The organism is Anaerosolibacter sp., assembly GCF_029240175.1.
GTDB lineage: Bacteria > Bacillota > Clostridia > Peptostreptococcales > Thermotaleaceae > Anaerosolibacter.
This window is the reverse complement of sequence record NZ_JARBTM010000042.1, coordinates 1-12,346: the sequence shown is the minus strand read 5'-3', so window position 1 is coordinate 12,346 and position 12,346 is coordinate 1. Positions and strand designations below refer to the sequence as shown.

At 38.9% G+C, this 12,346-nt stretch carries 13 protein-coding genes; all 13 read left to right on the top strand.

The genetic code is table 11. From position 1 onward, the window contains the following. Window positions 1-281 precede the first annotated feature (281 nt). The 13 genes from K0R93_RS18855 (at window position 282) to K0R93_RS18795 (ending at window position 12,231) form a co-directional block, all read left to right on the top strand. Entirely contained in the window at window positions 282-455 is a 174-nt protein-coding gene (locus K0R93_RS18855) for a hypothetical protein (protein WP_300304888.1), read from the top strand. Between the two features lie 453 nt (window positions 456-908). After that, window positions 909-2,339 (top strand): menaquinone biosynthesis decarboxylase, encoded by a 1,431-nt coding sequence (locus K0R93_RS18850; protein ID WP_300304886.1) that lies wholly within the window; start codon window positions 909-911, stop codon window positions 2,337-2,339. Then, window positions 2,329-3,183: a UbiA-like polyprenyltransferase gene (locus K0R93_RS18845; protein WP_300304884.1), complete on the top strand. Its 855-nt coding sequence runs from the start codon at window positions 2,329-2,331 to the stop codon at window positions 3,181-3,183. The genes K0R93_RS18850 and K0R93_RS18845 overlap by 11 nt, the downstream gene beginning before the upstream one ends. A gap of 16 nt (window positions 3,184-3,199) precedes the next feature. Further along, complete coding sequence (locus K0R93_RS18840; protein WP_300304882.1) at window positions 3,200-3,781, top strand: UbiX family flavin prenyltransferase; 582 nt, start codon at window positions 3,200-3,202, stop codon at window positions 3,779-3,781. A 1-nt stretch (window position 3,782) separates the two neighbouring features. Further along, window positions 3,783-4,736, top strand: coding sequence for an ABC transporter substrate-binding protein (locus K0R93_RS18835; RefSeq protein WP_300304880.1), 954 nt, complete (start codon window positions 3,783-3,785; stop codon window positions 4,734-4,736). A 7-nt stretch (window positions 4,737-4,743) separates the two neighbouring features. Next, window positions 4,744-5,508 (top strand): ABC transporter ATP-binding protein, encoded by a 765-nt coding sequence (locus K0R93_RS18830; RefSeq protein ID WP_300304878.1) that lies wholly within the window; start codon window positions 4,744-4,746, stop codon window positions 5,506-5,508. Continuing rightward, window positions 5,492-6,238, top strand: coding sequence for an ABC transporter permease (locus tag K0R93_RS18825; RefSeq protein WP_300304876.1), 747 nt, complete (start codon window positions 5,492-5,494; stop codon window positions 6,236-6,238). The genes K0R93_RS18830 and K0R93_RS18825 overlap by 17 nt, the downstream gene beginning before the upstream one ends. 255 nt (window positions 6,239-6,493) lie before the next feature. Then, complete coding sequence (locus tag K0R93_RS18820) at window positions 6,494-6,976, top strand: CBO0543 family protein (RefSeq protein ID WP_300304875.1); 483 nt, start codon at window positions 6,494-6,496, stop codon at window positions 6,974-6,976. Between the two features lie 132 nt (window positions 6,977-7,108). Beyond that, window positions 7,109-7,807 carry a response regulator transcription factor gene (locus tag K0R93_RS18815; RefSeq protein WP_300304874.1) on the top strand — a complete coding sequence of 233 codons (699 nt, stop codon included), beginning with the start codon at window positions 7,109-7,111 and terminating at the stop codon, window positions 7,805-7,807. After that, window positions 7,804-9,207: a sensor histidine kinase gene (locus K0R93_RS18810; protein WP_300304873.1), complete on the top strand. Its 1,404-nt coding sequence runs from the start codon at window positions 7,804-7,806 to the stop codon at window positions 9,205-9,207. The genes K0R93_RS18815 and K0R93_RS18810 overlap by 4 nt, the downstream gene beginning before the upstream one ends. A 142-nt stretch (window positions 9,208-9,349) precedes the next feature. Further along, complete coding sequence (locus K0R93_RS18805) at window positions 9,350-9,553, top strand: hypothetical protein (RefSeq protein ID WP_300304871.1); 204 nt, start codon at window positions 9,350-9,352, stop codon at window positions 9,551-9,553. Between the two features lie 80 nt (window positions 9,554-9,633). After that, window positions 9,634-10,146 (top strand): MarR family winged helix-turn-helix transcriptional regulator, encoded by a 513-nt coding sequence (locus K0R93_RS18800; RefSeq protein ID WP_300304869.1) that lies wholly within the window; start codon window positions 9,634-9,636, stop codon window positions 10,144-10,146. A gap of 102 nt (window positions 10,147-10,248) precedes the next feature. After that, window positions 10,249-12,231, top strand: coding sequence for a molybdopterin-dependent oxidoreductase (locus tag K0R93_RS18795; RefSeq protein ID WP_300304867.1), 1,983 nt, complete (start codon window positions 10,249-10,251; stop codon window positions 12,229-12,231). The last annotated feature ends 115 nt before the right edge of the window (window positions 12,232-12,346 follow it).

The following is a 12,346-nucleotide window of genomic DNA, read 5'->3' as shown; positions in this document are numbered from 1 at the left end:
ATTGCCAAACTCAGTATGAGTTTGTGCAAGTCGCTAATGCAGGGCTAAGTAGTGAACCCAAATCTCTGATTTGGTGTGAATCACTTATGCAGAGCTAAGCAGTACATAAAGAACGCAAGACGAAGAAGAGTCGTCTTGCGTTCTTTCTTTTTTGCGAAAACATCACTAGCCAATTCATAGGGATATTTTCCTAGGGCTGAATATGTCCTATGGCTCATGTGACCGACAAGTTATTTTGATATAATGAATACATTCAAATATATCAAAGAGGGCGGTCAGCAATGAAAATATATTCTGTTGAGACAATCAATGACTTTAGTGAATTCTATATAACGATTGAAAAGCAAAAAAAGGCTGGATGGACTTTGGTAGATGTATTGCCTTCGACAGATCAGTCAGAAGGATTTATACTTTTATTTGCCAAGGAAGATTATCCTCTAAATATAGCTTCTTGAGTATAAGCTTATAAATAATAGCGTATAAATATTTTTTTACAACAAAGAGCAGGATTGAAATCCTGCTCTTTGTTGTGGTATCTAGAAGTATTTTATACTAAAAATAGATACAAGGATGATTAGGCCTATAATAGATACAAATGGGTTTTTGTTGCGATACATAGTTTACCTCCTAGAAAAAGCAATATAAAGCTATATATATGACATGAAAAACAAATTATGACTATTTAATCATTGAAGAAAACAAGGTGAAATAGAACTACTGGTGACTCGCTACTTAAGAAAACGTCCTAAGAGAGTTGAAGTTTTACCAATATATAAGAGGATTTTAGGGTTAAATGTAGAAAGTTAATTTGTTGGCAATCCAATGAATAGTTAGGGATTTAAAGGACCAAGATGTTACCAAGTAGATGAATTCATATGTAAAAGTAGTGGCGGAAAGGAGATGCAGTTTTGTCGTATAAAGATCTTCAGGATTTTGTCAAAAGATTAGAAGACACCGGACAGCTTAAGAGGGTTCCAGTTGAAGTGGATCGAAATCTTGAGATTACAGAGATTGTTGACCGTGTATCAAAGGCTTATGGGCCAGCTATTTTGTTTGAGAATGTGAAGGGGTCACCCTATCCAGTATTAATCAATGCATTCGGAACCTATGAACGAATGAATATGGCATTAGAAGTCAACGACATCAATAAAATAGCCCAAGAGATTGAAAATTTGATGGATATGTCCAGTTCCTTTGTAAATAAGGTGAAATCTGTTCCAAAACTGGCAAGTCTTGCCCAAATGTCTCCCCAAAAAGTAACAAAGGCAGCTTGTCAGGAAGTCATAGAAGAGCCAGATCTTACAAATCTGCCCATCTTAAAATGCTGGCCTGAGGACGGAGGACCGTTCATTACCCTACCCTTGGTAATTACGAAGGACCCTGAAACCGGTATGCAGAATATGGGAATGTACAGATTACAGGTTTATGATGAGAAAACTACTGGTATGCACTGGCATCTCCATAAGGATGGCAGGCGTATTTATGAGAAATATAGGGTGTTAGGAGGTAAGATGCCTGTGGCCGTAGCTATTGGATGTGATCCAGCTACGATTTACTCTGCAGCGGCACCCCTACCAAAAGAAGTTGACGAGATGATATTTGCAGGGTTTTTAAGAAAATCACCCTTAGAGATTGTGAAATGTGTGACCAACGATCTATTTGTACCCGCCAATGCAGAGTTTATATTGGAGGGCTATGTGGATATAGATGAATTAAGGGTGGAGGGACCTTTTGGAGATCATACAGGGTATTATTCGGTAAGGGATTTATTTCCCGTGTTTCATGTAACAAAGATTACAAGAAAGCGAAATCCAATTTATCCAGCTACAGTCGTGGGTAAGCCGCCCATGGAGGATTGTTATTTGGGCAAAGTTACGGAACGAATTTTGTTACCAATGGTGAAGCTTCAAATTCCAGAGATTATCGAGATGAATTTTCCTATAGAAGGCGTATTCCATAATTGTGTTATTGTATCTATCAAGAAATCATATCCAGGACAAGCTAAGAAAGTAATGCATGCCATGTGGGGGATGGGGAAAATGATGTATACCAAGATGATCATCGTTGTGGATGAGCATGTAAATCCTCATGACTTATCAACGGTGGCTTGGAAGGTATTCAATAATATTGATGCAGCCAGGGATATAGTGATTGTGGAAGGTCCATTGGATGCTTTGGACCATGCCTCCAACCTCCCACGCTATGGGCACAAGATGGGCATTGATGCAACAAAAAAATGGTCTGCGGAAGGTCATACCAGGGAGTGGCCTAATGATATCGAGATGTTAAAGGAAATAAAGGATATGGTGAGTGAAAGGTGGGAACAGTATGGGATTTAGTAAGGTTAAGACCTATGGAGAACTGGTGATGTTCTCCCATACACTATTTTCACTTCCATTTGCCATCATCGCTATGCTTTGGGCAGCCCAGGGTCTGCCTTCGGGGAAAGTTATCTTTTGGATGTTGGTTGCGTTGATAGGAGCAAGGAATGGGGCAAATGCGCTAAATCGTCTAGTTGATCGAAGAATTGATGCAAGAAACCCTAGAACCGCCAATCGTCATCTACCCATGGGAAGCGTAAAGGTGTATGAAGTAGTGGGATTGGTCATCCTGTGTTTCTCATTGATGGTTTTAGCAGCTTTTATGCTTAATCCCTTGTGTGTAAAGCTCCTTCCCTTAGCATTAGTAGCTTTTGGTGTGTATTCCTATACCAAGCGATTTACTTGGGCGTGCCATGTGGTATTGGGTATAGCCTGTGGCGGTGCACCTGTGGGTGCATGGATGGCAGTAACAGGTGAAGTTGGGTGGCCTTCTATTGTTTTAGGCGCTGTGGTTACTCTTTGGGTGGCTGGCTTTGACATCATTTATGCTACCCAGGATGTAGACTTTGACCGTAGTCAAAGACTGTTTTCGATACCAGCACAGTTTGGTATTAAAAATAGCTTATATATTGCTGCTTTTTTTCATGGAACAGTAATCGCACTCCTTATGTACCTTTATTATCTTATGAACATGGGAAGTTTATATTTAATTGGTGTGTCTATTGCAGGGGTATTACTTTTCGTAGAGCACATGATGGTTTCACCGAAAAATTTGAAGACAATGAAGATTGCATCCTATAACATTAATCAGATTCTTAGCGTTGTATTATGTATCTTTGTAGCGTTAGACATTTTTATATAATGACCGAGGTGATTTTTTGTCAAAATTTATACTAGGAGTAACAGGTGCAAGTGGAAGTATATATGCCGTTAGATTATTGGAAGAACTCTTAAAACTAGGTCATGAGGTCTTTCTCGTGTGCACAACATGTGGTGAACAAGTAATAAGCTATGAAGTGAATTTGACCCTAGATCACATTGTAAGCAAGTGTAAGGAGTATGGCGGTAAACTTCACCTTTGTGAAATAGATGATTTGTTTGCTCCAATAGCGAGTGGATCATTCAACATAGATGCCATGGTCATACTGCCATGTTCCATGTCAACTTTAGGGAAGATCTCCCATGGTATTGGAGATAATCTCCTGACTCGGGCTGCCGATGTGTGTATAAAAGAAAAAAGGAATCTTGTGGTGGTGCCTAGGGAAACACCATTAAGTACAATTCATCTGAAGAATATGCTTACGCTCAGTGAGATGGGCGTTACGGTTTTACCTGCTATGCCGGGGTTTTATCATAAACCAAAAACCATTGGGGATATGGTAGATGCCATCATTGGCAGAGTTATGCGGAATCTTGAGGTAGAGAATCATTTATATCATGAATGGAATGGGGGATTATAAAATGAAAAAAATAATGAGTATTTCATTAATCTTATTGGTGATGTTAATGTTAGGGGCTTGTGCCAATACCAATCAGCAGACAAACAGCGAGGAACCTGTCAAACTAGGCAGTATTACCATGGGGGTATTACCTGACGTGGATTCGATTCCTCTTATTATTGCCCAGGAAAAGGGCTACTTTGAAGAAGAGGGGTTGACTGTGAAATTGGAGCAATTCACCAGTGCCATGGAGCGTGATAGTGCATTGCAAAGCGGAAATCTAGATGGAGCCATTTCAGATATATTGGCAGAGGCCTTTGCCAAAGATAATGATTTTGATGTATGGATCACATCCATGACCAATGGAAGCTATAAGCTATTGGTTAATAAAGATGAAGCAGCGTCAGATATTCCAGGCTTAAAAGGAAAAGATGTAGGGATCTCGAAGAATACGATCATTGAATATGTAACAGATCAGATGATGAAGGCAGAGGGATTGACACCGGAAGATATCAATAAGGTTGTGATACCAAAGATGCCAGCTAGATTAGAGATGCTCCAAAGCGGCAAAATCGCTGGGGCTACACTGCCAGAACCACTAGCTTCCGTAGCCATGAAGGATGGTGCAAAGCTTTTGGCAAGCTCAAACGAACTAAATATCAATCCGGGAATAATTCTTTTTACAGGAAAGTCTATTAACGAAAAGGAACAAGAAATCAAAGCCATGTATAGGGCCTATAACAAAGCTGTGGCCTTCTTAACCAGTGAATCCGTAGATAGTTATGTAGATATACTGATTGAAAAAGGAGGCTTCCCTGAAGCCATCAGAGGAACGATTGTGATGCCAGTATATACCCAAGCATCACTGCCAGATGAAAAAGAAGTGGTTGATGTGATTCAGTGGCTTCATGAGAGAGCGCTTGTCAAAAACACATACAAATATGAGGAGTTAGTCAACGACAAATTTATGAGGTAAGATTTATATGATCGATATAAAAAACGTAACTGTAACCTACAAGTCCCAGGACAGCGATTATGTTGCCCTGGAGAATATCAATCTAGAGATTCCTGATGGAGAGATTTGCGGCATCATAGGGCCTTCTGGTTGTGGGAAATCTACCCTCTTAAAGATCTTTGCAGGGATCATCACGGACTATGACGGTAGTGTGAAAATTAGAGGCGAAGCTGTGATGCCAAACAGGCAGAGAATCGGATTCATTCCTCAAAACTACGGGTTACTGCCTTGGAAAAATGTTTATCAAAACGTGACTTTAGGAATCAAAATAAAGGATGGAAAAGACAAGATATCGGATGGGGATGTAGAACATACCTTGAGACGACTAGGGATAGGTGGATTGGAAAAAAGGTATCCTAACGAACTTAGTGGAGGACAGCAGCAGCGAGTTTCACTGGCTAGGGCATTCATACTAAAGCCTGATTTGCTTCTGATGGATGAGCCTTTTTCTGCATTGGATGCCATAACCAGGGAGGAGATTCAGGATACTTTTCTTGAGGCATGGAAGGAGGAGCCTGTTTCTACGATTCTTGTTACCCACCATGTGGAAGAAGTAATTTATTTGGCCAGTAAGATTGTCATATTATCAAATGCGCCTGGCAAGGTACAAAAAGTTATAAATAATCCTATTTTTGGTATGGAAAATATAAGGAATCGAAAAGAATATATTTCCCTATCTCTTGAGCTGAGGAGAATGATGAAAGAGGACTGGATAAATGATAGACAAAAATAAATTGACGTACTATGGTTATGGGATGATTGCGTTACTCTTAATTTGGCAGGGATTGTCCATGATCATCGCTCTTCCTATTGTGCCGGCTCCTTTTGATGTGATGATAAATCTTGTGAAGATATTTGCTTCAAAAATCATGATTCATGGCGGCTATAGTTTATGGCGAATCGGTGCAGGGGTACTTCTTTCAATTCTTATAGGGGTGCCCATTGGCTTGGTTATGGGGTACTTTGAAACATGGGATCGATTTCTTTCTCCTATTACATACTTGACCTATCCCATCCCCAAGATTGCGCTGCTTCCCATTGTCATGTTAAGCTTTGGTTTAGGTGAATTATCAAAGATTCTTATGATTGTTTTGATCATCATTTTCCAGGTGATTATTGCTATTCGGGACGGTGTCAAAGCTATTCCTAAGGAAGCGTACTATCCCCTGTATTCTTTAGGGGCAAACAATAAAGATATTTTTCGTGAAATCATTATTCCTGCTTCAATGCCTAAATTCCTTACATCCCTTCGGATTGCCATGGCAACGGCCATATCGGTCTTGTTTTTTACAGAGACCTTTGGTACGCAATACGGCATGGGTTACTTTATCATGGATGCCTGGATGCGGGTAAATTATTTGGAGATGTATTCGGGTATCGTTGTACTTAGCATGATTGGATTACTATTGTTTGTATCGATAGATTTTATTGAAAGACATATGTGTTCTTGGCAGTCAAAATGATAAACATAATGGGGGCGGTAGATTTTATCTACTCCCCCATTGTGTTTTTGTAGATTCATTAAGGAATAGAACAACGGAAAAGATGGACATTTAACTGTGAAAAATATGGGCATACTAGTGAAAAAGGCTTTTCATAGAAGTAAGATATATGAACTTTCCAAGCATCAGCACCATGATATAGTTTTGATGGAGTATAGTTTATTGCAAGAGAACCAAAAATATAAATATATTTGTGAAGTTCAAGGAGTGTTTAGGTTGAATAAGGAATATACCATTTTAGTAATTGCATGGATTATAACGATAAATCTGCTGATCCGATATGTTCCAAGGAATCGGTCGCGTGAAGCATGGCTTGTTTTTCTTTTTAAGTTGTTTTTGACGTGGATATTTGGTCTTCTAGTTGTAGAATTGGATATGATTGAATATCCAATAAGATTTTTTATGGAAGCATCTAGGACCAGCTTTACCTTTGAGTTTTTTGTATATCCTGCAATCTGTGTATTATTTAATTTGCATTATCCAGAAGGGAAAGGCAAAGGAAGGCAATGGATGCATTATGTCTATTATTGCTCAGGTATCACAATAATAGAGGTGTTTTTGGAAAAAAATACTAGGCTGATTATTTATACCAACTGGGAATGGTATTGGACATGGATTACTTTGTTTGTTACTTTCTACATGAGCCGTAAGTTTTATCTTTGGTTTTTTAAGCCTTATAGCAAAGTGGATAAATCGTAAGAAAATTGCATAGGTTATCTCCACATTTCCTTCACAATACATCGATATAATCAGTGATAAAACGTACTTTACAACAATCAAAGAAAATGAAAAAATAGAAATAAGAAAAGGGACAGGATTGCGGGGGAGCGTATGAAAAGCAAGAGTATATTGGTGGTAGAGGATGAGAAAAAAATACTGGAGGTCATTCAAGCATACTTAAAAAATGAAGGGTTCGATGTATTGATTGCCGAGGATGGGGAAAATGCTCTAGAAATCATAAATAGAGAGCAGGTTCACCTAGTTATTTTGGATCTTATGCTTCCGAAAATATCCGGTGAGGATGTATGCAGAAAAATTCGGACCATGTCAGATATCCCCATTATTATGCTTACTGCTAGGTCTGAGGAAGATGATAAAATTGAAGGTTTGGCCATAGGTGCAGATGATTATATGACAAAGCCCTTTAGTCCCAGGGAGTTGATCGGCAGGGTCAGGGCTTTGATTCGTCGAAGTTATCGAGAAGAGCAGCCGTTAGCAGATTTTTTAAGCTATAATCATGGTGATTTGGAAGTTGATGTGAAGCGGATGCTCGTCAAAAAAAATGGTGATATCCTAAATTTCACGCCAAATGAATTCAAATTGCTTTATGTGTTTCTTGTGAATCCGGGGCAGATTTTCACAAGAGAGCAGTTGATTGAAAAGGCTTTCGGTTATGATTATGATGGTTTCGACCGCACAATCGATACTCATATCAAGAACATAAGACAAAAGATAGAGAATGACCCTAAAAATCCTGTATATATACTAACGGTTTATGGCATGGGCTATAAGTTTGGAGGTGGAAAATGAAGGTGTCCTTGGTAAAGAGACTGACATTCGCCTTCCTGATTGCAATTTTAGGGGCTATCCTGATTACTAGTATTATATCGAACTATATGATAGACAAGCGATTCAATGAGTATCTTCATGGGGAACATCAAGGGAAGATCAATAAGGTTATTGATTTGGTTCGTGGCGTATATGGTGAAAAAGATGGCTTCCGTAATAAAAATGACGGAGAACTGGAGCGGGTGGCTATCTTAGAAGACTTATATATTCGAGTATTAGATTCCCAGGGAAATCAAGTGTTTGAATCAAGCCAAGAACATCTTCTCCATAAAAGAATGATGCGAAATATGCCAGGTCGGATGATGGGGATGGGCTGGAGAAAGCAATTGGAAGAATATATGGAAGAGAGCTATCCCCTTGAACAGAACGGAAAAGAAATAGGGACAGTGGTTATTGGATACTTCGGGCGATGGAATTTGACAGAACAGGATATTGGATTCAAAAGTACACTAAACCAAGCTTTTATTCTTTCGGCTACAGCGGCATTGCTATTTGGTTTGATTGTTAGTATAGGGTTTTCACGTCAAATAACAACACCTCTTATTCGGATTACACAAGCTGCTAGGCATATGGGAGAGGGAAATCTTAACGTACGGGCAAATGTAAACACAAATACCTTGGAGTTGGATCAGTTGTCTGAGGCAATGAATTATTTGGCAGAAAGTCTGCAACAGCAGGAAATGCTTAGGAAAAGACTGACGACTGATATGGCCCATGAAATTAGAACACCTCTAACTACATTGAAAAGCCATATTGAAGCTTTCATGGATGGCATTTGGGCACCTACAGAGGAGCGATTTGTTAGCTGCTATGAAGAGGTTGAACGGCTATCGAAACTGGTTGGAAATCTACAAAACTTAGCAAAGCTTGAACAAGCAAGTCTTCAGCTAAATAAAGAAAACTTTTCTCTGTCTGAAGAAATAAGAAAAACGGTAGAGGCTATGAAGCCTCAATTTATGAAAAAACATATCGAAGTATTTATGGAGCTTGGGTTAGATATGCGTGTAATTATGGATAGAGACAAGATAAAGCAGGTACTGATCAATTTACTTACCAATGCCTATAAATACACCAATGAAAGTGGTTCTGTTTGGGTAAAGTTAGAAGATAAGTATGACGAAATCATCATAGAAATAAAGGATACAGGAATAGGTATTCAAGAAAAAGATATTCCATATATTTTCGAAAGATTTTATAGAGGAGATATCTCAAGGAGTAGAGAAACAGGGGGGACGGGTATAGGACTATCCATAACCAAGGTCCTTGTAGAGGCCCATGGTGGGAAGATTCAAGTGGAGAGTAACGTTGGTGAGGGAAGTATTTTTTCTATTCATTTGCCTAAAAGTGGTATTGGATTATAGGCATAGGTGTTCCGATTGTTTTTCTCCCATAAGTGGCTGTAAATAAAAAGAAAAGGTAAGAATAGTAAAAAAATACTTTCTGAGGAGGATTTTTGATAAAAATGTTTAATATAAACATTATATCGTTACATGAGGTGATATAATGCAGTGTACAGATAGAAACAAAGGACAAGGCCATAAGGAAGATTTAATAGACTTGGTTGTAAAGTTTATTGAATTTGTAGATAGTCTGCTAGCTGAGGGAAAGATCACTCCTGTACAATATGAAGAGCTTACAAGACTGAAAATAGAGTATTTGAAGTATTGCAACACTGAATTTAGGAACATGTGTAAAAACAATTCTTAAAGGAAATTGCCTTTGATGCGTATGAAGATGCTTGTAATCATCAGCCACATGATCATAGGACTTATATTAGGAGACGGCAGGTGGAGAGAGTGGTTAAAGAAAATACGATTCGGATTCATCAAATGTTAAATTTGATGAAGGGACTATATAAAACGGTGGAAAGAGAATGGGAAGAACATGCGCAAAAGTATGGAATGACCAATGCTCATCTTCATGTATTATGGATTCTTTATTTAGATGATGGCATAAAGCTATCGGACTTGGCTGCAAAGGGGTTGTGGAATCTCTCTACTACCCAGGATATTGTTAATCGAATGGATCAACGGGGCTTGGTAAAGAAAGAAAAGGATATGCAGGATGGGAGAGTTACTCGGGTATATATTACTGAGGAAGGCAAACGACTGCGGAGTGAAACCCAGAAAGATTGCGATGAAGGCTATCCATACAAGATACTACAGGCAATAGATCGTTTGAGTGAAGAAGATCAGACGAAATTAAGGGAATTAATCAGGCATATTTCACAGAGTGTGCTAGACCAAGATTTTATGGATTACGTAAATCGATCATCAAACCGACTAAGCAAGAAAAAATAATTGATGATGTACATGTAGATATTATATATGATCCTTAATGGGTCATTTTTTTATAATAATATATCTGTATATAATAAAATCTGACAGGTAGGGTGTGAGGATATGAAAAGCGAGATGATCAAATTTACTTGTCCCATGGACTGTTTTGATGCCTGTGGCATGATCGCTGCCGTACAGGATGGAAGGGTGATAAAGGTAGAAGGAGACCCTGCTCATCCATTGACAAAAGGATATGTATGTGAAAAGGGAAAGAAGCACTTGGAAAGAATTTATCATCCAGAAAGGCTGAAAAAGCCAATGAAAAGAGTAGGGGATGGGTGGTTCGAAATAAGCTGGGAAGAGGCTATAGATGAAATCAGTGATAAATTGATAGAAATCAAAAGGAACTATGGTACAACGGCTGTACTTCACTGCTCTGATGCCGGGTATGGAGGATTGAGTAAATCCGTGGATAACATGTTTTTTAATTATTATGGCGGGGTTACAGTTTCTCGAGGAAGCTTATGCTGGAGTGCAGGGATTCAAGGACAAAAATATGATTTTGGCGATAACCGGGGGCATCATCCAAAGGATCATTTAAACGCCAAGACCATTATTATATGGGGAAGGAATCCCTACAATACCAATATTCATCTTATGGAATACTTGGCCCAAGCAAAGAAGCAAGGAACCCATATCATATTGATCGATCCAATAAGAACGAAGACAGCCAGTGTTGCATCGGAGCACGTATATATAAAACCTTCTACAGATGGAGCGCTGGCTTTGGGTATGGCCCATGTAATCATTGATAAGGGTCTAGTAGACCAAGGATATATTAATCAGCATGTAAAAGGCTATGAAGCATTTAAAGACCATGCAGCGGATTTTACGCCTGAACGGGTGGAAGCGATCACAGGGATTGATCAAGAGACTATAAAAAGATTGGCAATAGCTTATGCAACGAATAAGCCTTCCTGTATTATTGTAGGATATGGATTACAGCGATATATCAATGGAGGGAATAATGTCCGTTGCATAGATGCGCTGGGAGCCATTACTGGAAATATTGGAATACCAGGAGGCGGTGTGAACTATGCCAATAAGAGCATATCACGCTATATACAGGGTGAAGTGGTGAAAAGTGAGGATTTCATAAAAAACCAAAGAACCTATAGTAAGACGAAGCTGGGAGAGTTTTTAGAAACGGCACAGACACCAGCTATTGGGTGTGTTTTCGTCACCAAGTCAAATCCTCTGGTACAAGTACCAAATATTCATCGAACCATGGAAGCTTTTAAGAAAGTAGATTTTAAAGTGGTCATTGATATGTTTATGACAGATACAGCTAAGCTGGCGGATATTGTACTGCCATGTACCAGTATATTAGAGGAAGAGGAAGTTATTTATTCCTCAATGTTTTCTCCCTACGTAAGCTATTCCTCAAGGGCAGTAGAGCCTCCTGAAGGGATAATGGGAGAATACGAATTCTTCCGGCGTCTTGCAAAGAAGATGGAGATAAAGGCATATCCCGATATGGATCAGGCTGAATTTTTAAAAAAGGCAATTCAACCTTTGTTGGATGCATATGAAATTACCTTGGATCAAATAAAGGATTCATATTTTACAATCCCTGAGCGGGAAGTTCCTTGGCAAGATGGAAAATTTGAGACACCGACAGGTAAATTTGAACTATACTCAGAGATAGCTATGAAAGAAGGAGCAAATCCACTGCCTGCTTATATACCAGCATTGGCAGGAGATCGAGAATTTCCATTGAGATTGCTCACACCCCATTGCAAGAAATCCTTGCATTCTCAACATTTTGCGTTTACAAGTAAATTACCAGTGGTATATATGAATGAAAAGACGTTTGCAGCCCATGGTTTGCTCAAAGATGGTCTTATCAAGATCGAATCGAAACAGGGTGCATTGATAGCAAAATCTGAAGTTGATGATAGTATCGGGGATGAGATTCTGATGATATATGAGGGTTGGTGGCATAAAAGTGGTTCTGTGAATATTCTTACGGAAGATATCATATCTGATATCGGGGAACAGGCTGCTATCTATGACTGTTTCTGTAAAATAAGCAACCATACATAAAGGGAGGACTACAATTGGCAATGTCATTAAGTTTAGCTTGATGATTGCAAGTACGGCTCCAGAAAAAGGTTGTGAATGCATTTTATTCACTGCCTTTTTCATTTTTTTGTATTAC